This is a genomic window from Mesorhizobium sp. WSM3879 (genome assembly GCF_002294915.1).
GTDB lineage: Bacteria > Pseudomonadota > Alphaproteobacteria > Rhizobiales > Rhizobiaceae > Mesorhizobium.
Genome location: NZ_NSFZ01000004.1, coordinates 264408 through 284365, shown reverse-complemented (window position 1 = coordinate 284365; position 19958 = coordinate 264408). Strand labels below are relative to the sequence as shown.

Genomic DNA, 19958 nt, shown 5'->3' with positions numbered 1-19958 from the left:
GGCTTGGAAATGCCGCCAAAGCATTGTAAGGAGCCGCCTCCAAATCACCGGTCGTATGCGCGGTCGCGCAAGGCCTCGCCAGGATAAATTATGGAAACGGTACTGATCGTCGTTCATCTTATGGTCGTGCTCGCCCTTGTCGGCGTGGTGCTGCTGCAGCGCTCCGAAGGCGGCGGTCTCGGCATTGGTGGCGGTTCCGGTTTCATGACGGCGCGGGGCGCAGCCAACGCGCTTACCCGCGCGACTGCAATCCTGGCCGCGGCCTTCTTCGTGACCTCGCTCGCGCTCTCCATCCTTGCCCGCTACGGCGAGAAGCCGATCGACATCCTCGACAGGGCACCGGTTTCGACCTCGGGCAATGCCGGCAAGGGCGTGCTCAACCAATTGCCGGGCGCCACCGGTCCGGTGGGCAGCTCGCAGCCGGCGGCTCCGGCTGGCGGCACCGCGCCGGCCGCCCCGTCGGGCGGCACGACAACCACGACGCCGCTGACGAACGGCGGCGCCTCCACGGCTCCGGCCACTGCTCCCGCAGCACCGGCGCCCGCGAATCCGACCACGCCGCCGGCCGCGAACGGCGTTACCTTGCCGGTCACCCCGCAGGTTCCGAACCAGTAGCCGGACAAGCATTGCCGCCGCGATCTGTTGTTCTTTGAACACAGTCGCGGCAAATGCCGCTCGATCACGAAGATTCAACCAAATGTAACACGTCGCTCAGCTTGAGGGTGCGCTGGCTAATCGATTATAGATTGCGCGCGGCACTTTTCGGCGTCCTTGGGGGGCGCCGGGCGACGCCGTTGGGCAACTAGCATAGAAAATCGGATCTTCGCCATGCAGCTTCGCAGCTTCATCCTTTTGGGATTCTGTGCCGTATTCGGCATGGGATCCGCGGCCTTTGCCTCACCGGCAAATCTGGCCGCTTCGCCGTCGGTAGAGAAGACCGACGCAATCCCCGTCGCCGCCAAGAGCGACGCATCGCAACTGAGGCTTCTCAAGAAGAAGAAAAACCCGACTCCGGACGACCTCGCGCAGATCGAAAAGCTCGAGGCCAAGATCGCTGCCGACAAGGAAGCGGCCAAGCAGAAGGCGCTCGAAGCCCGCAAGCTGGCGATGCGCGAGGCGGCCAAGGCCAAGGCGGATGCGGCGCGTCAGGAATGGCTCTCCAAGAAGGGTTCGGCCGCGCCGGCCGAAGTGGCCGATGCGAAGCCCGGGAAGAAGACCGTCAAGATCATCGAACCGATCATGCCCGTGGCGCCGATCGCCTCGCTCCAGGCCGAGGAGCCCATCCCGGCCGACGCGATGAACATCACGGCCACCGGCAACAACGGTGAGTTGCGCAGCGAACAGCCCGGCCAGAAGCGGGCGAGCAGCGGCGGGCTGTTCGCCGGCCTGTTCGGGGGGTCCTCGGTGACCTCGATCAACTATCTGCCGGAGACCCGCGCGCTTGATTCGGCGCTCGCCAAGAAGGATGCCAAGAGGCCGTTCAAGGTGAAGCCGGAGTTCGTGCCGCAGGACGTCGCCTTCACCGGCTATGAGCCCGGGACGATCGTCATCGACACGACTGCTCGCCGTCTCTACCTCGTCGAATCGTTTTCCACCGCGCGCCGCTACGCCATCGCAGTCGGCCGTGAAGGCCTTCAGTTCAAGGGGACGGTGGCCGTCGGCGACAAGCAGGAATGGCCGCGCTGGATCCCGACGCTCGACATGCAGAAGCGCGAGCCGAAGCACTATGGCCAGTACAAGGACGGCATGCCCGGTGGCGGCGAAAACCCGCTCGGCGCGCGCGCCATCTACCTCTACGACGGCAAGAAGGACACGCATCTGCGCATCCACGGCACCATTGCACCGCAGTCGATCGGAACCAGCGCCTCCAACGGCTGCTTCCGCATGATCAACGAGCACGTCATGGATCTCTACAGCCGCGTCAAGGTCGGCACCAAGGTCGTTATTATCTAACGCGTTGAAGCAAACTGCCGAAAGGGCCGGCACCACCGGCCCTTTTTCTTTGATCAAAGTGCGTCGCGTTGAAAGACGCTGGTGCGGCGCTTTCGAGTTTCTGTTCCGATGCCTGCCGTTCTCCCAAAACCACTGCACAGTTTTGGGCGGCATGCTTCAGAGAAATGCCCGTCCGGACACCAGCGCCATTTGGGAAAAAGCCTTCGCGGCGGTTTTTTCTCTGGCGGAATCAATCAGGCCGCGTTAAGCGATGACTCCCATGGCGCGATATGTATTCATCACAGGCGGCGTGGTTTCCTCACTCGGAAAAGGCATCGCTGCAGCAGCTCTTGGGGCTCTTCTGCAGGCGCGTGGATATCGCGCGCGGATCAAGAAGCTCGATCCATACCTCAATGTCGACCCCGGAACGATGTCGCCGTATCAGCACGGCGAAGTGTTCGTGACCGACGACGGCGCCGAGACCGATCTCGATCTCGGCCATTATGAGCGTTTTACCGGCCGCTCGGCCAACCAGCAGGACAACATCACCACCGGCCGCATCTACAAGAACATCATCGAGCGCGAGCGGCGCGGCGACTATCTCGGCGCGACCGTGCAGGTGATCCCGCACGTCACCGACGAGATCAAGCATTTCGTCCTTGAAGGCAATGACGATTACGACTTTGTGCTGTGCGAGATCGGCGGCACTGTCGGCGACATCGAGGCGATGCCGTTCCTGGAGGCGATTCGCCAGCTCGGCAACGACCTGCCGCGCAACAACGCGGTCTATGTGCATCTCACCCTGATGCCGTACATCCCTACCGCCGGCGAATTGAAGACCAAGCCGACGCAGCATTCTGTCAAGGAATTGCGCGGCATCGGCATCGCGCCCGACATCCTTCTGGTGCGCGCCGACCGGCCGATCCCCAAGGAAGAGCGCCGCAAGCTCTCGCTGTTCTGCAATGTGCGCGAGAGCGCCGTCATCCAGGCGCTCGACGTGCCGCACATCTACGACGTGCCGATGGCGTATCACAAGGAAGGGCTGGATTCCGAAGTGCTCGCCGCCTTCGGCATCGATCCGGCGCCGAAGCCGCGGATGGAGCCCTGGCAGGCGCTCTCCAGCCGCATCCACAATCCGGAAGGCGAGGTGACGATTGCCGTCGTCGGCAAATACACCGGCCTCAAGGACGCCTACAAATCGCTGATCGAGGCGCTGTCGCATGGCGGGCTTGCCAACCGCGTCAAGGTCAAGCTCGACTGGATCGAGAGCGAGATCTTCGAGAAGGAAGACCCGACGCCGTGGCTGGAGAAGGTGCACGGCATTCTCGTTCCCGGCGGTTTCGGCGAGCGCGGCTCCGAGGGCAAGATCCTGGCCGCGAAGTTCGCGCGCGAGCGCAAGGTGCCTTACTTCGGCATCTGCTTCGGCATGCAGATGGCCTGCATCGAGGCTGCGCGGTCGCTCGCCGGCGTCGAGCATGCCTCTTCCACCGAATTCGGCCCGACCGAGGAGCCGGTGGTCGGCCTGATGACGGAATGGCTGAAGGGCAACATGCTGGAGAAGCGCAGGGCTACCGGCGATCTCGGCGGCACCATGCGCCTCGGCGCTTATCAAGCCGACCTCGCCAAGGGATCGAAGATCGCCGAGATCTACGGCGACACGCAGATCTCCGAGCGCCACCGGCACCGCTACGAGGTGAACATCGACTACAAGCAGCGGCTTGAGGATTGTGGCCTGGTCTTTGCCGGCATGTCGCCAGACGGGGTGCTGCCGGAGACGGTGGAATATCCCGACCATCCCTGGTTCATCGGCGTGCAGTACCACCCTGAACTGAAGAGCCGCCCGCTCGAGCCGCACCCGCTGTTTGCAAGCTTCATCGAAGCGGCGGTGGAGCAGTCGCGGCTGGTCTGAACGATCGGCCGGCGACCATGCGAACTTACGTCGCGCTGCTCTAAAGCATCATCCTGGGCGAGGGGCGGCGCGTTGTCATGTCCGAGCTCAAGGCGATGGCCGAAGCCATCGGGCTGAAAAACGTCCGCACGCTGGTCGCCACGGGTAATCTGGTCTTCGAGGCGCGGACGGCCAGCGTTTCCGGTCTCGAACGGCGGCTGGAAAAGGCCTTCGAAGAGACTTTCGGCCGCCATGTCGATATCATCGTGCGCGACGCAGAAGACTGGCTGAAGCTTGCTGCCGCCAATCCGTTCCCGGACGAATCGGCAAAAGCCGGCGATCAGGTTGCGGTGCGGGTGATGCGCCGGCCGGCGCCTGAAGAAGCCGCAGCGGCTCTTACAGCCTATGCCGCCGCGGACGAGAAGGTGCTGTCGGTCGACGGCGATATTTGGGTCGTCTTTTCGCGCGAGCGGCCAAGCTCGCGGCTGCTCGCCGCAGCAAACCACAAGCGCATGGGGATCGGCACATCGCGCAACTGGAATACGGTGCGCAGACTGTCCGAGATGGTCGCCAAATAGGTTGAAATAAGGGTGGCTTTCGCCGCCCCGACTACTCAAGTCTCAACCCTCCGCGCCGGAGCAGGGCGAATCCGATTCCTCGATCGTTCACCGAAATCTGAGGCAGGCGACCGTTCCGATGAAAGGCCGCTGAGAAACACCTTCACGCAATCTGGAGATGATTCTCCTTTCGAGAAGCTGGCGCAAAACGGGAGATTTGATAAGGTTTGCTCAAGTCTACATGTCAGGGGGCATCGTGAGTTTGTGAGCAAATCTCACCCAGGCTTACAAGTGCCTAGCCGCAAAGCATTGCTTGAGCTGCTTGCGCTCGTGAAGCCGACGATCGTTATTCTTGCGATTCTTGCTGCCTGTGCCCTGACCGTTGGGCCAACGCAGGCTCAGACGATCTCCGATCAAATTGGTTCGGTGGTGTCGGATCAGAACGAAATCATCCGGCGCTACTCGGCCCCGCGAAAGCCCGGCACGATCGATCTTTCGGTTTCCGATGCCCGCAAGGAAACCCCACCCGCTGCGGCTCGAAAAATAAAGTTCATCTTGCGATCGGTAACGGTTCGAGGCGCCGTCACGGTCGCAAATGAAACACTTCGAGCTGCCTGGGCCGGGGATCTGAACAAAAGGATCAGCCTCGCAGAAGTCTACGCGATCGCGGAGAGGATCGACGCCATCTACCAGCGGGAAGGATATTTCTCGTGGGCGGTCGTGCCCAAGCAGGACGTCTCTTCCGGTAACGTGGTCATCATTCTGTATGAATCCTACGTGCGAAAGGTCACCATCAAGAGTGCTGTGCCCAACGTCGAGGAACGTCTGCGGCCCTATATCGATCGCATCGTCGCCATGCGTCCAATCCGCATCAAGGAAGCCGAGCGCGTACTGCTGTTGATGAGCGACCTTGCCGGCCTGACGATTGAAGGCATCTTCACGCGTCCCGAAACGCCCTCGGCGGGCGGGGATCTGAAGTTGGACATCAGCTTCAACCGTGCCAGCGCAACAGGGATATTCGATAATTTTGGCAGCGACGCGGTCGGTCCGTACCAGCTGACCGGCACCGGTACCTTAAACGATGCGCTGAGGCTGTTTGAGGCGACGAAAATCGTTGGGGTCACCATTCCCGCCAGCCCGGACGAGCTCAAATTCGTCCTCGGCTCGCAGGATGTTCCGGTAGGGTATGACGGATTGCACGTGGGCTACAGCCTCGGCCATGTATCTTCCGAACCCGGCGGCGATCTCGGGCCTCTCGAACTCGATATTCAGTCGACCTTCGGGACAGTCTATGCCAACTACCCCTTCCTGCGGACAATCGATCATAGTCTTTTTGGCCGGATTGAGCTGAACTTCAAAGACAACTCGCTGGACGCTAGCGGGCAAAGGGCGACGGACGAAGACCTGCGATGGCTGGCAGCGTCCCTGAACTATATCGGCGAGCTGGACAAGGGCGCCATTTCGTTGACCGGCACTTTCGGCCAAGGTCTCGACGCCCTTGGCGCGAGCGACAGCAGCAACCCCCATGCGCCGCGTGAAGGCGTTCCCGACGACTATCGGTTTTTCCGCGCCGATCTCGACCTGCGCAAGGAGATCGTCCCGCTGACCACCATTCGCTTTCGCGTCGCTGCCCAGTATGCGCCCACGGCCCTTCCATCGGCGGTGCAACTCGTGCTCGGCGGCGATCCCTATGGGCTGGCCTTCGACGGCTCGGCGGCTTCCGGCGACAGTGGGATAGCCTCCGCGCTGGAACTGGGGCGAAACATCCAACTCCCGGAATCTTCGCCCTTCTCGAATTTGAACGTGTTTGCCTTCGTCGACTATGGCGCGATCTGGAACCACGACACGGGCGTGGATTACACCGAGGCAGAACTGGGCTCGGCCGGGGTGGGGGTGGCAGCTTCTTTCGGACAACACCTCAATGCAAGGGCGATAGTCGCAATACCGTTCCAAGACAGCCAAGAGCTGGCCGATACCGGCACGCGATTCCTGTTCCAACTCATCGGTTCATATTAGAGCGATGCTGGAAACCCCGAAACAGACTTCCGCCGTGCTTCAAACGGGGAGACGGAGCGGCTCACAACGGGTGAGCCGCTGCAAAATTGTCGAGCCGTCTCGGCTCTCATCGGGCATTCAGTGGGGGTTGGGCGGCGTATACGGCTGGCCAAGAGCCTCTGAAACCGCAACAAATACACGCGTTGCAGGCGAAGAGCAGACCGTGTCGCGTGGATCGTCGGTCAGCGTCGGCTCCGCCTTGCAATCGCCGGAAGCAATGTCGCTGTTGCTCTGGACCACGGCGGCTATGTCCGCACCTGCCTTGTAAAACAAGGTCGTGTTGTAGCCTGGCAGTTCGCCCGTGTGGCCCACCCAGCCGCCGATGCAACCGACGCCGATCCCGTAGCCGGCCGCGCCCGGGAAGGTCAGCCGCTCCTTCTGCGCAGCTGCCCCCAGCAAGCCGTTCCCGGTGCCCAGTGCCCGAGCATAAACCAGCAAATCGTCGATATTGGAAATCAGTTCCCCTGCAGTCCATCCCCAGGATGGGTTCCAGTTCGTCGCGTTGCTTGGTGCATCCGGCTTGGCAAAATCCCCCTGCAGGGTAAAGCCCTGAGCATAGGGCACCGGCAAATCCACCGAGTCGCCCGGCCAGGACGTATTCTTGAGCTTCAGCGGATCAAAGATCTGCTCCTTGAAAACCTCGCCGACGGTCTTTCCAGTAACCTGCTCCATGACCATGCCGAGCAGGATCGTGTTGGTGTTCGAATAGTTGAACGAGGCTCCGGGCTCGAAGAGAGGCGATTCTGCCACGCCGATGGCTACCAGCTCCTTGGGCGTGAAGATCGTTTGAGGCTTGGAGAACAAGACATCTTGGAATTTTGCACTTTGGGTATAGCTCGCAATGCCGCTGGTCATATCGGCGAGCTGGCGGAGCGTGATCCGATCGCCATTGGGGATGCCGGGCACGTATTTCTGGATCTTGTCGTCAAGCGACAGCTTCCCAGCTTCGGCCAACTGCATGATCGCTGTGCCGGTGAATGTCTTGGTAACTGAACCTATGCGCGTGTGCATCCCCACAGCCATGGGTGTGCCGGCGGAAGGGTCGGCCTTGCCATACGCCGCCTTCCATGTTCCGGAAGGTGTCACCACGCCGACGATGACACCTGGTGCCGCCGTCTTGGGCAGCGCGGATCGAACCGCAGCGTCAAGCTTCGCGCTGAGCTCCGAGGGCAGCGGCGTTGCCTTCGCCGGAACCGACCCATCGGCAATCACTTTTTCGATGTTCGCAACGCATCGCGCGCTATCGGTTGCGAATGCGTTTTGGGAGGAAAAAGCAAACAGGGCGACGGAACCGATGCAGCGGACGATCAGACGAAACCCATTCTCTTCCATTGCCATTCTCCACATTTAGAAAAAGGTCGGACGAACATCATGGTGAGCAGTTAAGGATCGAAAAGTCGGGCGCAGGGCGTTTTGGAGCTCTTGGCGGGGAAGCGCACAGCGCCGGCGTTGGTTGGCGAGCGCAAGTTCGTCTAAACAAACATTCTCAACCCGGACGGGAACTCGCCTCTCCAACTTGCGCCCTCCGCATAAGCTACGTTCCGAGGCAAAGATACGATAAGATGAGGTCCGGAGCCAAGGTGTATCGCTGGGCGTGGAGCGCTTTGGCAGAACTCGCCTAGCTAAGCACGGCGTTAGTGCCAGCAAATGGTGCTCGGCGGCTTGGAGAATGGCGATGTTCGACTTCGAAAATCTTGGTCAGAAACGACAAGCGGGAATTCTTGCGAAAGTATCGGAGACTTCCACCTTTCCGGTGACACGAAGGCACGTGCTCGCAAGCTCAACCCTGCCGTTTCTCGTCGCCTTTGCCGGTGTTCGGCGGGCAGCCGGCGGATCGCAGGATCCGGTGTTTCAATTGACCAAAAGCCAGGTTCCTGATCGCAGGGTCGCGCTCCTTCAATGCGTGCTCGAGGACAAAGGGTTTTACTCTTCCGATGTTGATGGATTGTTTGGCCCGCAAACAGAGAGCGCCACAAAGGCCTTCCAGGCGGCGCATGGGATAACCGCTGACGGTGTCGTGAGCATTCGGACCGGCAAAGCGCTGGGGTTGCCGTTTTGGGACACGAACATCATGCGCCGTCTGGATCCGCCTTTTCGTGACGATGCGAAATATGCGCAAGGCACTCAATTCGACTTCAGAAGCCTGGCCGGCCTTGGCAACTTCTTCAGCGGCCAACCGGACGTCGACTACGACTCGTCAAATACGCTTACTCGAAGAGCTCTCCGAACCAACAATCCGGGTGCCATCAACATTTCCAATTGGCAGAGAGACAGCATGAACGGATATATGGGATGCACGTTGCCGGATCGTCATGGAAATCAAACTGCCATATATGAGGCCCCGGAGTACGGAGTAGGCGCTTGGGGATTCCTGCTACGAAAAATATACTTTAATGGCAGCAAGGATAAGGTCACCGTCGGCGCCATTGTCGACAAGTATCGAGGTAAGAATTCTCGCGATCCTTATATCGATGGCTATAAGAGATACTCGGCCGGAAAATTTTCTGAGGACTACGAGGTCGACCTATATAACAACGCGATTTTGGCAAGGTTGGCTATCGCTTCTTACTCTCACGAATTCGGTTCCTGGTATCCTCTCACGGACGACCAGCTTATGGCGGGCTTTGCTGTTACGGACGGCTATATAGACGCAACAGGCAAGGACGTGGTCGTCGTGTCTCCTGAAGAAATGGATCCTACCATCTACATCATTGAGCCCGAGCTCGAACTGCCCTGACGCAACTTTTTCGAGCGCAAGGACCCCGCATTGGCTGGCCCGAGATGGTGGGCAAGTGAGACGAAGCAAATGGGGCGGCTTTCGCCGCCCCGACTGTGTTAAGCCTTGGCCATGCGTGCGCCGGCGCCGAGCGCCATTGTGCGCAGCACATAGTAGACGGCGCCCGCGATCGCGACCCCGAAGAACCAGCCATAGACGCCCCACCAGGACGGCAGCCAGTTGGTGAAGTTGGGCAGGATCGAGGAGAAGATCGCGCCGATGCCGGCGGCGATGAAGGCGTTGACGTGCCAGCCGCCCTGGAAGCGGAACTCGCCATCTTCGCGGTAGAGCGCGTTGACGTCGACCTCGCCCTTACGGATCAGATAATAGTCGACCATCATCACGCCGAAGATCGGCCCCATCGTCGCGCCGATGATGTTGACGAAGGAGGCAGCGCTGCCTTCCCACGGCGCAAACGGATAGAGCACCAGCGCGATCAGCGCCGCGATATAGCCGCCCTTCTTGAAGTCGATCTGACGCGGGAAGACGTTGGAGAAGTCGAAGGCCGGCGAGACGAAGTTCGCCACGACGTTGATGCCCAGGGTCGCCACCGCGAAGGTCAGCGCGGCAAGGGCCGCCAGGAACCAGCTGTCGAATTTGGCCGAGATCTGGTCGGGGTGGAGCAGCACCTCGTGATAGACGTCGTAGGCGGCGATCGTGGTGATGCCGGCGACCAGCGAGAACAGGATCAGGTTGACCGGCAGGCCCCAGATGTTGCCCTTGCGCAGCGCCGCGTTGTTGGGCGCGTAGCGGGCGAAGTCGCAGAAGTTGAGGTAGAGCGCCGAAAAGTAGGTTACCCAGATTGCCGCCACCGCGAACAGCGCGGTCCACGAACCCGGCTCGCCTGGCACGCCGGCATCCTTGGTCCTGTCGAGCAGCACGTCCATCGGAATATCGCTGGTGAAGGCGAAGGTGCCCGACTTGACGCAGAGATAGATCGCCAGGATCAGCATCATCACCCAAACGGCGGGTCCGGCCCAGTCCTGGAACCGGCGCACCGTTTCCATACCCTTCTGGATGATCAAAAGCTGCAGCGCCCAGATGACGACGAAGCAGATCACCTCCAGCGTGGAATGGCCGAGCAGATGCGAGGTCTTGTTGAACTCGTCGAACCACTGCAGCCGCGTCAGCAGCGCCACGATTGCGCCCGACGCAGCGGCCGTCTGCGCGCCATACCAGAAGCAGGCGACGACGGCGCGCACCAGCGCCGGAATGTTGGCACCCCAGATGCCGAAGGAGGCGCGCGCAAGCACGGGGTAGGGAACGCCGGTCTTCACGCCGGCATAGCCGACAAGGTTCATCAGGAAGTAGATGATCAGCGAGCCGATGCCGATGGCGATGATGAAGTTGACGAAGCCGCCGCAGAACAGAAAAAGGCTCGCGGCGAGATAATAGCCCCAGAGGCTGTGGACGTCGGAAGTCCAGACGTTGAAGATTGAAAACGGCCCCCAGTTCCTGACTGTTGCCGGAGCCAGATCCTCGTTGTAGAGGTCCGGCGAAGCGCCTTGTATGGTCATTGCAACTGTCCCCTTTTGCAAAACGCGGCGTCCCCGCGTTAACTGGTGAGGGTAAGCCTGCCGCTGGGGAACCTACAAGCAATCCATTTGCCGGCTTTGGCCTTAAAGTCATTCAATGAGAATCGCGCTTCTCGTCGCGCCAAAACAGGAATCGCCTTTACTTGAGTCGGCTTGCTGATCGCGCCCTGTCCGGTTCCGAACTTTTTCGAGCAGCAACCAAAATTGTGTGGAACCAAACCCCTGAACATGCGTTTATGCGGGTTCGGCCGCTTTGCGGTCGACCGGGAGGATAGTGATGGATCGCTTGCATTTCTTTACCCCAGTGCGGATCGCGCGTGGGCAGGGATATCCCTTGGAGGAAGTCGACAGCGTCTCTGAAGCGATGGTGTTCCTGCGGAAGTGGCCAACGGGGAGGCGCGGCCCCGTTTATCAATGCGCCGTGAATTGCTGCTCGGCAGCTATGGCTGGCAAGATGTCGGCTGAGGAGGCGAGAAAAGCTTTTGTCGGCTTTGCCCGCATCACTCGGATTCTCGACGACGAGATGGCGCTGCCTTTGGGCGGCGTGTCGATGGACAATGTCTACGCTCTAAGGCGCTAGCACGTTCGAATCCTTCGGCAGCATCAGACGTCGGCCTGAGGTCGACGTCCCGGTGGTGTTGTGTCCTTACTGGCACGAGTTGCGTCGTTTCAATTCTCCCTGAAAGAGCGCGTGAGGGAGGCTCCGACCGGGGCCAGCGGCTGGTCGTGTCACACGCCGGGCTGTTCCATCGCCTGCCGGCGGCGCTCTACCGGCAGATTGTCCACCGGATGCCATGCCGGCTGGAATATCGTGCAGCGGAACTAAAAATCCCACCGCCCCTTTAGGTATGCAGCGTTGGACCGAGAGGCGTGTTGGCGAGGGATGCCGGCACGACGCGGATGCCATCCGGGCGGTTGGAGGCGGATTTGGCAGTTGATGTGGCGCGTGCGAAGAGCGGCATTCGCCTCACGGTGATCGCGGTGGCGGCAGTGCCGCTGCTGTTTTTGTTGAGCGGTCTTGTCATCCGCTACGCCGCATTCGCATCGGTGTCGCCGGATCCGAGCCTAGCGGCCTATGCCCGCGCCTTCTGCAAATGGGATTGCTCCTGGTATGTCGGCATTTCCGAACAGGGCTATGAGCGCTTTCCCATTCCTGGCCGCAGCAATGTCGGGCGCTGGGGGTTCTTTCCGCTTTATCCGATGCTGGTGGCGGCGGTCCGCACGATTCTGCCCTTCTCCACGATCGCGATTGCGACGGCGGCATCGCTGGCGTGCGGCTACCTCTCGTGCCTGGTGGCATGGCCGCTCGTGGACAGGAATATGCGGGCCTATGTGCTTTATTGCGCCTTCCTGCTGAGTGGCCCGTTCTCGTTCTATTTTGCCACCTTCCTCACCGAGCCGCTCTTCGTGCTTTTGACGTCCTGCCTCTTCCTGGCGCTCAAACGCTCGAACCATCTCGCCGCTGGGTTGTCCTGCGCGCTGCTCTCGGCAACGAGGGTCGTCGGCGTGCTGGCCGTGTTCGCGATCGTCATTCGCATGTTCGAGGAGCATCGCGCGAAGGGCGGATCGGTCATTGGCTTTCCGCGCTGGCTGCTCGGCCGGCCGGATCTCATCATCGCCATACTCATCTCGCCCGCCGGCCTGTTCGCCTACATGCTCTACCTTTACGTCACGGTCGGGGACGGCTTTGCCTTCGTGCATGTCCAGCGCGCGTTCGGGCGCGTGGCCGGCAACCCGCTGCTGTTCCTCTGGGCGGGGCTGTCCTATCACCCCGGGGCCGGTTGGTGGCCCAGTGCGCCGCAATGGAGCGCGTCGACGGCAATCGTGGGACTGGCGCTGGCGGCGGTGCTCGCGGCGCGCAGGCAAATTGGCGCGGCCCTGTTCTGCGCCATGGCCATCATCCTGCCTTTGACCTCGAATCTGGCTTCGATGGTCCGCTATGTCGTCGGCCTCGCGCCGCTGACGATGCTGACGGCGGTGCTGTTGTCGGGCTCGAAGGCGACATTGGTCGCTGCGCTGATTGTCTTCCTCTTCACCTGCTACTTCATGACCGTGGCCTGGCTTGGAGGCTATCTTGCGCTGGTCTGAGCTGACGGAATCGACCAGGCCGGTAATCCTGGGTGCCGGCTACGCGCTGGCGGGCGCGCTTGCGGCAGCCGAGATCACCATCCTGGCGCTTGCCCTCAGCCCGAATGTCAACGACGATTACCGCGCCTATTACATCGACAAGACCACCACATGCCTCAACCGGGACGCCGTGGGGCGCTACACGCCAGGCCGGACCGTATCGTTCCGCTCCGACGGCGCCCGGGAAGCAACCACCATGATGGTCTGCGGCTGGTCGGGGCCAGTGGCGGACGGCACCCATTCGCTGGGCGAGAGCTCTCGCCTGCGCCTTACCCTGCCGCCGCTCCGCGACGGGCTTCGGGCAACGCTGGAAATGGCCGCCGTTATTCGCCCGCCGCAGACCTGGCAGAGGATCGTCGTGTCGGCCAATGGGACCGAGGTGTATCGGGGGACGCTGTCGGGCGATGTGGCGACAACTGTGTCCTTCGTCATTCCGCACGCCGTGCTGGCTGGCAAGGCGACACTGGACATGGCCATCGACTATCCCGACGACATTCCGCAAAGCGCCGATGCGAGCAACATCTACAACCGCGCCATCAAGCTGAGATCTTTCCGGTTGGACACGCTTTGATCCTCAGGACGGCCCGTCATCGCGCAGGCGCCGCTCTGCAAAGACCCAGCGATCGAGCACAAGAAGGTTAAGCGCTGGGATGGCCAAGGAAGTGAGGAGAACGGGAACGGCAAGCGGCAGGCCGAATGTCACCGTCAGCAGGTACGGTGCCGCGTAAGCCATAGCGAGGCCGGCAATCGTCAGCAACACGAAACGCGGCGCCTGCGACCCGTGCGAGCCGGCCGACATGAAGGTGAAGGATTTGTGCGCCAGATAGGAAAACAGGGCGGCGGCCGCGTAAGCGGCGAGCGAGGCTTCGACGGGCGCGAGCCCGAGCCAGTTCGATTGGGCAAAGATTGTAGTCAGGACGGCATAGAGGATTGTGGCGACAAGGCCGACTGAAGCGAAGCGCCCCAGGAGCTTCGTGCCGGCGACGCGACGATTCTCAGGCGCGGGCGACACAGGCATACTGCGCTCCGAGCGGCAGCCAAGCGAGCGCGCCTTCCAGTTTCCGGGCAAGCGGCTTGGCCGACGGCAGGAGCAGAAAATGCTCGCAGTGCACGTCGCGGAAGCCCGCCTGCTCAAGCAGCGATGCCGCCTTGCCAGCGCGAAGCAGGACAGCGTCCTTGTCGAACGGACATCTCAACACCGCCATACGGGTCAGCGGGTTGTAGGGATTGTGCTCGATGATGCAGCCAAGTCCGCCTCGCCGAACGACGCGCCGCATCTCGCGGACGAAATCCAGCCACGACTGAGGCGGCACGTGGTGGACGACGCAACTGGCGAACGCCAGGTCGAACATGCCATCCGCGTAAGGCAGGCGTGAGGTGGTGCACACGCTGTATGCGACGTGCGGGTTCTCAGCGCTGGCACGCGCGAGTGACTCCTTCGACACGTCGCAGCCGTCAAGTCGATCGAAGACATCGGCGAGATGCGGATGAAGCGAGCCCACGCCGCAACCGACATCGAGCGCGCGCACGCCTGCGCCGGCCCGCCGGAGGTCCTGCTCGAGGACCAGTCGTCGCAGAAGCTCGGCCTTGGCACGCAGGAAGAAATCATGGCGCAGCCCGGAGAACCGGATCGAGCCCTCGACTGCCTCACTGTAGCTGGACCTATAGCTGTCGAAGAGTTCGGACATCCGCCGTGACCCCGTTCCTGGACTTGCGAAACGAAGCGCGCTTGTCGCGGGAGGCGACGCGCATCGGCCGGTCGAAGCCACTCAGCCTTTCGACGACATAGAGCGGGCGCCGTTTGACCTCGGCATGGATGCTGCCGACGTAGAGGCCCATCACGCCGGTCATGAAAAGATTGATGCCGATTAGCAGCGACACGATCACCACCGTGGATGTCCAGCCGGCAATCACGCCGGTTTCCAGGATCCAGGCCAGGATTGCGTATGCGCCGAACGCCAGGGCGAGAGCGGAAATGGCCAACCCGGTCAACAGCACCAGTTGCAGAGGCCGCTCCGAAAAGCCGATGATGCCATGGATGGCAAGCCGCATCATCTTCCAGAACGGGTATTTGGTTTCACCAAGCGTCCGCGCCGGGCGCTCGAACGGCACCGCCGCCTGCTTGAAACCCATCCAGCCGAACATGCCCCTGACGAAGCGGTCGTGCTCCGGCATGCGCTTGAACGTGTCCAGCGCCTTCCGGCCGACGAGGCGGAAGTCGCCGACATCTCGCGGGATCTCGACCGGTGTCATCCTCTCCAGCAGCCGATAGAACAGGCTGGCGGTAAAGCGCTTGAACCAGGTTTCGCCCTTGCGGCTGACGCGCCTTGCGTAGACGATCTCGAAGCCGTCCTTCCACTTCGCCACCAGGTCGAGAACGACCTCGGGCGGATCCTGCAGGTCAGCGTCCATGACGATGACGGCCTCGCCGGAGGCCGCTTCCATGCCGGCGCTGATGGCGATCTGGTGGCCGAAGTTGCGGGAGAGCTCGATCAGGCGGAAGCTCGGTTCGGCGGCGACCATGCCGCGCAAATAGCTCACGCTTCGATCGCTGCTTCCGTCGTCGACGAAGATGACTTCGGTGTCTCCGTCCAGTTTTGCGGTCAGTGCGCTGATCCGCTCGACCAGCCGGGGCAACACCTCCTCCTCATTGTATATCGGCAGCACCAATGAGTAGCGTAGGGACGGTGCCCGCGTCCGGATCCGCTGGACAGATTCTTGCATGCGATTGCAATGGAACACCGGCCAGAAAGTTCCATAAGCAGGCGCTAATTGCGGAAGAAATGGCGCTGCTCCTCGCCAAAAAAGGCGCGCAACGTTCGGTTGAAATCTAACCGGGTACCGACAGAAGTCCTTGGATCGAGGATTTTGATGCCCATCTTTTTTTAGGCCGGGCGGATGGAGCGCCACCAGATCGCGAAAGATCGGCGCTGCATCGTGCGCCGATCTCGGCGTTCCTGCGGCGCAAAACCTTTCTTGAGATGACGAACCTGGGCTCTCCAAGAGCCGGATTTTAGTTTAGGGAAGGTGTCCAATTCCTCTGCGCCCCGTGTGCACGGACGCATCGGAAACCCGAAAAACGGCCCGTCCCGTGGGAGAAAAGAGCGCACACGACGTGGCCCAACATCCTTGAAACAACAAGAAATGTCGAAGTATCAAGATTTCAAAATAGCCATAGCACCAATGATGGGCTGGACGGACAACCTTGCAAACATTGGTGTTGCGGGGTGATGTTGTAAGAAAAGTTGTAGGGCAGGGGGCAAGAAAAGGCTCGGCAAGCCGAAGCCGCCGAGCCAAGAGAGCCCCAAAGAAAGCTCAGGTGTGACGTATTTCAACTGTATCCTGGGATCCGGTTGTGCGCCACTAACGTGGAGTTGCCTGTCAGCGCCTCACCACGGTGACAAACCCCACCTCGTGATTGAGCATTACCCAGAATTCCGCCCCGTGGACGGCTCCCATCTTCTCGGCAAGGATGCGGGCCAGCACTTCGATTTCCTCACCCTTCGCCTTTGCCTCGGCGGCGGTCTTCTTGAAGTCAGTCGCCATAAGCCGCTACCTCCGCCATATCGCCAGCGTCTTCCTCGCGGTCGCTGCGAGAGCCGGTAGCCCAATCAACCTGACAGACGCGGTTGAGAGCCCCAAGGCTGGGCTCTGCCGTGCCGTCGTCCTCGTGGTCGCTGGTGTCGGCCTCCCTGTCGTCGTTGTAGCCGGACCAGCCGCCGAGATAGGGCTCGTCGTCCGCACCGTCCTCTAGATCGCAATCGGCTTCCATGAGGTCGAGCGCGGTGACCAGCGACATGGCACGGTCGAGCAGATCATTAAGCTGTGCCTCGATCGCTTGGCGCCATGTGCGAGGATCTACGCCGGCCGGGCACCCGAATGGCTTCAGTCTGACAATGGCGTTCATAGCCCCGCCTCCCGATCGAGGAAGGCCAGCGATGCCTTGATGACGTTTTCGGCCACACTGTCAATAAACCCGTCCTCTCGGATGGCGTAACGCAAAGCTTCCGCCACCCCGCGCAGCGTTGTCGGCAGCGGCGTATCTTTCCAGAGCCTATCCCTAGCTGGCCCGTAGGTCGCATCAACGAGAGAATCCTCATTCTCCCGAGTTATCAGCTCGCCGGGGATGGCCGCGAATTCATCCGCCTTGGCGTAATATTCGGCAATCAAGTCGGCGAGCGGATCGGAAATAGTTGCTGGAGCTGCCAGAGCCACCGGAAGCGCTGTTGCGCCTGCCATGGCCGGCAGCGATGCTAGAGCGCCGAGAGCGGCGCGACGTGTCATTGCCTGAGATTTCATTTCCCCAAGTCCCACTGGTAAGGGCTTTCCAAGGCCCTGTGCGCGGCGGTCGGCGCCGCAGCCGGGGGTTGGAAACTTGCCAGTGAGACAAGCCAGACGTTTTTAAGCTCTCGCTCTGGACATGGCGTCTGCCCCCGGCCATATTCATGGCCGAGTTAGGACGCCCGCCAAGGCGTACCTCACGCGCCCCCGGAGCCCGCCAAGGCTCTGAGCGCTACGGTCAAGGCAAGCGCGCCAACGCTGCCGTGCCGTCACTGGTCCGGGTTTCCAAGCCCAAGGACAAATTCCGCTGATTTGCCGAAATCGTCAATACCCCGTTCGGGGGATTGCACGATGTTGCACCGATCGCTGCTAGACCGGAAGTTGCGCCAAATCGTAAGAAAACGGGGGGACCGAATGGACAAGTTGTCCACACGGTCGGGGACCGCTCGGACAGCGAAACGCGAGTTTCCGCGAAATCCTGAGTTTTTTTGCCAACGCCGCGAAACTCTCGAAAATGGGCCAAGCCACATTGCCGGCCGAGACAATCAATCTGGTTTTTTGCGAACTTTTGGTCCGCAAGCGGTCTGGGAGAAAATCGTCAACGTGACGAATTTGCCCGCCCCGCTAGAGCAAGAGCCTTGCCACGACCTGTTTGTTCTTGCGGCCGGCGATGACCAGTTCATCCACCTGAATGTCGAAATGAACGCCCTTTTCCTCCGCTGCCTGCAAGGCGTGGGAAAGTTCCATTGCCGCTCTGACAACACGCTTGCCGGCCTCATCCCGCTCTTTCTGGTCATCGGTCATTTTCGGATCTTCCTCGAAGGGAATTCACAGAATCCAACTTACGATCTATAGTTGCGGCATGGAAACGGTTTTTGACGACATTTCCAGCGCCCTCAGGAAGCCCCACAGCGATGCTTGGGACAACATCCGCGCCATTGCCATGGACATCGCCGGCAAGTTCTTCACAGGCGTCGCTATAGGCACAGGCTTCGCTATCGTCCACGCCTTCGCCGGCTGATCCCTCACTGGAACGAGATGCCCACTGCCCGGATCGTTGACCCTGACGCGTTGATGGTGAAGTCTCGCGTCGTGTCGTTTTCGGTTGTGGGGATCGACCAGGCATTCGTTGGGCCGGGCCGGTCATTGGTAAGATCAGCCTCGTTGCGTACCGGAGTGTCCACACCGCTCCATGAAGCAGAGTCCAATCCACCCGTTGTAAAATTGGAAAGGATGAGCGCGAGACCGGTCGGTTTGACCTCAAGATCAGCTATGGTCGCAGAAGATGCGGAATCTGTTGACGCTACGGCATCCACAGGCGTGCTGCTGATGGGGAATAGCCTGTACGCGACGATAGTGCAGTTGGTCACGCCGCTGCTGGTCGTCACCACGAATGTTGCTGTGGTTCCCGTCGTGATGGTCAGATAGAACCACGCCGCAGAACCATGACCTGTGCTGCCCCCGGTGAGCGAAACTCCGCTCGTCATGGCGCTGCCGTTGGCCGTAACGCCGGTTATGCTCCTCGGAGTTCCGACGTTGCTGACGTTGACGGTAACGCCGATGGCGATCACGCGACCCGATCCGGCAGCACCGATGTTCTTGCCAGTGAACGTGTAGGAGGAGGCGTTCGTGTTATCGACGGTCGCACCCTCATAACTATAGGTCATCACGGACGGAAGCGATGACGAAGGCTCGGCGCGGTTGAGAAAGCTCGTATAGAGCAGCATTCAGGCCACCGTTGCGGCAATGACGAAATTGAGGCCGGCGATCGTTGTATCCGGCGGCGAGTTGATGGGAGCGGTGAAACGTATCTCTGATCCAGCAGCCACGCTCTTCGACGTGCCGCTGACGGTGGTGAAGGTCACCACACCGCCTGTGGAGATCGATATGGTGCCGATGCTGACACCGTCATCTTTTACATCGACATCATAGGTCGCTACCGGGTTCGTGGAGACGCCGCCATAGGAACCTGACATGTTCGCTGCGATCGTAATGTTGCGAGCAATTCGAACGCGCCCGAAAACGCCACCCGAGGTGGAAGGCGCCGCTTCAAAATAGCCGCCGAAATCGTAATAGGTGCCGGTGAGCGAACTCCCCGTTGACGAAGCGAACCCAAAGAGGCCGGGAGAACTGCCGTTTGTATAGCCGAAGAACAGTTGCCCAGGCAGGACAACGACCGTCATGGCGGTTTCGGGTGATGCGCCGTCCGTGCTTTTCAGCGTGACGGTATAGGTCGCATCGCTGTTGTGAAAGGTGAATGGCCGCTTCACCGCCGGCAGGGTCAATGTCCTGGCCGCTGCCAGCGCCGCGCTGGGCTTGAACGTATAGCCTGATCGATACTGAGTGGAATTAAGCGTGACGTTGCCTGCCGAGAAGTCCACCGAATAGGTATCGGTCGTGGCATTCCCGATGGCGGCATCGGCATCATTGCTCGTTTGCCATTGCCCATCGGCCTGACCATCAGCGATGGTCGGAAAAGCGAGATCATGCGACATCTGCGGCGGCCCCCATTTCCTTCTCTGCCAAGGCTATCTCGTAGGCCTGAGCCAGTGCCCGCTGGATGTCCGGAATGAGACTTGCGCGGATGCCGAAGCCTTTCGTCAAAGGTCCGCCGCCTGTCTTGCCGATCGAAAAATTGAGCATCAGCGCGCCGTTGTGTTCGTGTCGTCCAAGCCCAATACGCAATTCGGTGTGAGCGTTCTTGGGGATCACAGCTATCGGAGTGATGTCGTCGTCACGCAGCGTGGTCGTCATTTTTTTGTCATCCGAAACTTTTTTGAGGGCGATTAGCGCAAAAAAAGGGCCCG

Annotated in this window: 22 protein-coding genes; 10 read left to right on the top strand and 12 right to left on the bottom strand. The window is 60.8% G+C overall.

From position 1 onward, the window contains the following. Positions 1–90: 90 nt before the first annotated feature. From secG to CK218_RS11310, 5 genes are all read left to right on the top strand, one after another. On the top strand, positions 91–615 hold the full coding sequence (gene secG, locus CK218_RS11330; RefSeq protein WP_095827760.1) for a preprotein translocase subunit SecG: 525 nt from the start codon (positions 91–93) through the stop codon (positions 613–615). Positions 616–828: 213 nt separating this feature from the next. After that, positions 829–1953, top strand: coding sequence for a L,D-transpeptidase (locus tag CK218_RS11325; RefSeq protein WP_066992691.1), 1125 nt, complete (start codon positions 829–831; stop codon positions 1951–1953). 250 nt (positions 1954–2203) lie between these two features. Continuing rightward, the gene (locus tag CK218_RS11320) at positions 2204–3841 is read left to right on the top strand and encodes a CTP synthase (RefSeq protein WP_082953678.1); all 1638 of its coding nucleotides are present in this window, start codon (positions 2204–2206) and stop codon (positions 3839–3841) included. Between the two features lie 47 nt (positions 3842–3888). After that, complete coding sequence (locus CK218_RS11315) at positions 3889–4398, top strand: DUF1697 domain-containing protein (protein WP_280950823.1); 510 nt, start codon at positions 3889–3891, stop codon at positions 4396–4398. Between the two features lie 288 nt (positions 4399–4686). Further along, complete coding sequence (locus tag CK218_RS11310) at positions 4687–6393, top strand: ShlB/FhaC/HecB family hemolysin secretion/activation protein (protein WP_095827759.1); 1707 nt, start codon at positions 4687–4689, stop codon at positions 6391–6393. 117 nt (positions 6394–6510) lie between these two features. Here CK218_RS11310 and CK218_RS11305 read toward each other — a convergent pair whose 3' ends face one another. Beyond that, positions 6511–7764, bottom strand: a complete 1254-nt coding sequence (locus CK218_RS11305; RefSeq protein ID WP_095827758.1) for a serine hydrolase domain-containing protein — start codon at positions 7762–7764, stop codon at positions 6511–6513. Positions 7765–8107: 343 nt separating this feature from the next. On the opposite strand from CK218_RS11305, the gene CK218_RS11300 reads away from it, so the two are divergent. After that, positions 8108–9169, top strand: a complete 1062-nt coding sequence (locus CK218_RS11300) for a peptidoglycan-binding protein (RefSeq protein ID WP_245434983.1) — start codon at positions 8108–8110, stop codon at positions 9167–9169. Between the two features lie 98 nt (positions 9170–9267). Here the strand turns inward: CK218_RS11300 and CK218_RS11295 are convergent, their stop codons facing one another. Then, positions 9268–10725: an NCS1 family nucleobase:cation symporter-1 gene (locus tag CK218_RS11295; RefSeq protein ID WP_095780516.1), complete on the bottom strand. Its 1458-nt coding sequence runs from the start codon at positions 10723–10725 to the stop codon at positions 9268–9270. Between the two features lie 295 nt (positions 10726–11020). On the opposite strand from CK218_RS11295, the gene CK218_RS11290 reads away from it, so the two are divergent. The 3 genes from CK218_RS11290 to CK218_RS11280 all read left to right on the top strand — a co-directional run bounded on the left by CK218_RS11290 (position 11021) and on the right by CK218_RS11280 (position 13441). Next, complete coding sequence (locus CK218_RS11290; RefSeq protein WP_067319945.1) at positions 11021–11323, top strand: DUF982 domain-containing protein; 303 nt, start codon at positions 11021–11023, stop codon at positions 11321–11323. 347 nt (positions 11324–11670) lie between these two features. Continuing rightward, positions 11671–12831, top strand: coding sequence for a hypothetical protein (locus CK218_RS11285; protein WP_245434981.1), 1161 nt, complete (start codon positions 11671–11673; stop codon positions 12829–12831). After that, complete coding sequence (locus tag CK218_RS11280) at positions 12818–13441, top strand: hypothetical protein (protein ID WP_245434979.1); 624 nt, start codon at positions 12818–12820, stop codon at positions 13439–13441. Before CK218_RS11285 ends, CK218_RS11280 begins: the two co-directional genes overlap by 14 nt. Before the next feature lie 3 nt (positions 13442–13444). Here the strand turns inward: CK218_RS11280 and CK218_RS11275 are convergent, their stop codons facing one another. From CK218_RS11275 to CK218_RS11250, 7 genes are all read right to left on the bottom strand, one after another. Continuing rightward, complete coding sequence (locus tag CK218_RS11275; protein WP_095827756.1) at positions 13445–13888, bottom strand: GtrA family protein; 444 nt, start codon at positions 13886–13888, stop codon at positions 13445–13447. After that, positions 13866–14558 carry a class I SAM-dependent methyltransferase gene (locus CK218_RS11270; RefSeq protein WP_095827755.1) on the bottom strand — a complete coding sequence of 231 codons (693 nt, stop codon included), beginning with the start codon at positions 14556–14558 and terminating at the stop codon, positions 13866–13868. The genes CK218_RS11275 and CK218_RS11270 overlap by 23 nt, the downstream gene beginning before the upstream one ends. Continuing rightward, positions 14533–15594 (bottom strand): glycosyltransferase family 2 protein, encoded by a 1062-nt coding sequence (locus tag CK218_RS11265; RefSeq protein WP_095827754.1) that lies wholly within the window; start codon positions 15592–15594, stop codon positions 14533–14535. The genes CK218_RS11270 and CK218_RS11265 overlap by 26 nt, the downstream gene beginning before the upstream one ends. Before the next feature lie 657 nt (positions 15595–16251). Continuing rightward, entirely contained in the window at positions 16252–16416 is a 165-nt protein-coding gene (locus tag CK218_RS30580; protein WP_179294478.1) for a hypothetical protein, read from the bottom strand. Beyond that, positions 16406–16777 (bottom strand): hypothetical protein, encoded by a 372-nt coding sequence (locus CK218_RS11260; protein WP_095827753.1) that lies wholly within the window; start codon positions 16775–16777, stop codon positions 16406–16408. Before CK218_RS11260 ends, CK218_RS30580 begins: the two co-directional genes overlap by 11 nt. Further along, a complete protein-coding gene (locus CK218_RS11255; RefSeq protein ID WP_095827752.1) occupies positions 16774–17169 on the bottom strand; it encodes a hypothetical protein in 396 nt (131 codons plus the stop codon). Before CK218_RS11255 ends, CK218_RS11260 begins: the two co-directional genes overlap by 4 nt. Positions 17170–17775: 606 nt before the next feature. Next, positions 17776–17955, bottom strand: coding sequence for a hypothetical protein (locus CK218_RS11250; RefSeq protein WP_095827751.1), 180 nt, complete (start codon positions 17953–17955; stop codon positions 17776–17778). Between the two features lie 58 nt (positions 17956–18013). Between CK218_RS11250 and CK218_RS30575 the strand changes: the two genes are divergently transcribed. Next, positions 18014–18172, top strand: a complete 159-nt coding sequence (locus CK218_RS30575; RefSeq protein ID WP_179294477.1) for a hypothetical protein — start codon at positions 18014–18016, stop codon at positions 18170–18172. A gap of 4 nt (positions 18173–18176) precedes the next feature. Here CK218_RS30575 and CK218_RS11245 read toward each other — a convergent pair whose 3' ends face one another. The 3 genes from CK218_RS11245 to CK218_RS11235 are packed head-to-tail and all read right to left on the bottom strand — an operon-like array spanning position 18177 to position 19905. Beyond that, entirely contained in the window at positions 18177–18878 is a 702-nt protein-coding gene (locus tag CK218_RS11245) for a hypothetical protein (protein ID WP_095827750.1), read from the bottom strand. Further along, entirely contained in the window at positions 18879–19646 is a 768-nt protein-coding gene (locus CK218_RS11240; RefSeq protein WP_095827749.1) for a hypothetical protein, read from the bottom strand. Further along, on the bottom strand, positions 19636–19905 hold the full coding sequence (locus tag CK218_RS11235) for a hypothetical protein (RefSeq protein ID WP_095827748.1): 270 nt from the start codon (positions 19903–19905) through the stop codon (positions 19636–19638). The genes CK218_RS11240 and CK218_RS11235 overlap by 11 nt, the downstream gene beginning before the upstream one ends. Between the last annotated feature and the right edge of the window lie 53 nt (positions 19906–19958).

Coding starts and splice junctions, on each gene's coding strand:
- CK218_RS11320 (WP_082953678.1), top strand. CDS start 2,204: ATGACTCCCATGGCGCGATATGTATTCATCACAGGCGGCGTGGTTTCC.
- CK218_RS11270 (WP_095827755.1), bottom strand. CDS start 14,558: ATGTCCGAACTCTTCGACAGCTATAGGTCCAGCTACAGTGAGGCAGTC.
- CK218_RS11240 (WP_095827749.1), bottom strand. CDS start 19,646: ATGTCGCATGATCTCGCTTTTCCGACCATCGCTGATGGTCAGGCCGAT.
- secG (WP_095827760.1), top strand. CDS start 91: ATGGAAACGGTACTGATCGTCGTTCATCTTATGGTCGTGCTCGCCCTT.
- CK218_RS11260 (WP_095827753.1), bottom strand. CDS start 16,777: ATGAACGCCATTGTCAGACTGAAGCCATTCGGGTGCCCGGCCGGCGTA.
- CK218_RS30580 (WP_179294478.1), bottom strand. CDS start 16,416: ATGGCGACTGACTTCAAGAAGACCGCCGCCGAGGCAAAGGCGAAGGGT.
- CK218_RS11235 (WP_095827748.1), bottom strand. CDS start 19,905: ATGACGACCACGCTGCGTGACGACGACATCACTCCGATAGCTGTGATC.
- CK218_RS11255 (WP_095827752.1), bottom strand. CDS start 17,169: ATGAAATCTCAGGCAATGACACGTCGCGCCGCTCTCGGCGCTCTAGCA.
- CK218_RS11325 (WP_066992691.1), top strand. CDS start 829: ATGCAGCTTCGCAGCTTCATCCTTTTGGGATTCTGTGCCGTATTCGGC.
- CK218_RS11245 (WP_095827750.1), bottom strand. CDS start 18,878: ATGCTGCTCTATACGAGCTTTCTCAACCGCGCCGAGCCTTCGTCATCG.
- CK218_RS11265 (WP_095827754.1), bottom strand. CDS start 15,594: ATGCAAGAATCTGTCCAGCGGATCCGGACGCGGGCACCGTCCCTACGC.
- CK218_RS11295 (WP_095780516.1), bottom strand. CDS start 10,725: ATGACCATACAAGGCGCTTCGCCGGACCTCTACAACGAGGATCTGGCT.
- CK218_RS11290 (WP_067319945.1), top strand. CDS start 11,021: ATGGATCGCTTGCATTTCTTTACCCCAGTGCGGATCGCGCGTGGGCAG.
- CK218_RS11250 (WP_095827751.1), bottom strand. CDS start 17,955: ATGACCGATGACCAGAAAGAGCGGGATGAGGCCGGCAAGCGTGTTGTC.
- CK218_RS30575 (WP_179294477.1), top strand. CDS start 18,014: ATGGAAACGGTTTTTGACGACATTTCCAGCGCCCTCAGGAAGCCCCAC.
- CK218_RS11275 (WP_095827756.1), bottom strand. CDS start 13,888: ATGCCTGTGTCGCCCGCGCCTGAGAATCGTCGCGTCGCCGGCACGAAG.
- CK218_RS11305 (WP_095827758.1), bottom strand. CDS start 7,764: ATGGAAGAGAATGGGTTTCGTCTGATCGTCCGCTGCATCGGTTCCGTC.
- CK218_RS11300 (WP_245434983.1), top strand. CDS start 8,108: ATGTTCGACTTCGAAAATCTTGGTCAGAAACGACAAGCGGGAATTCTT.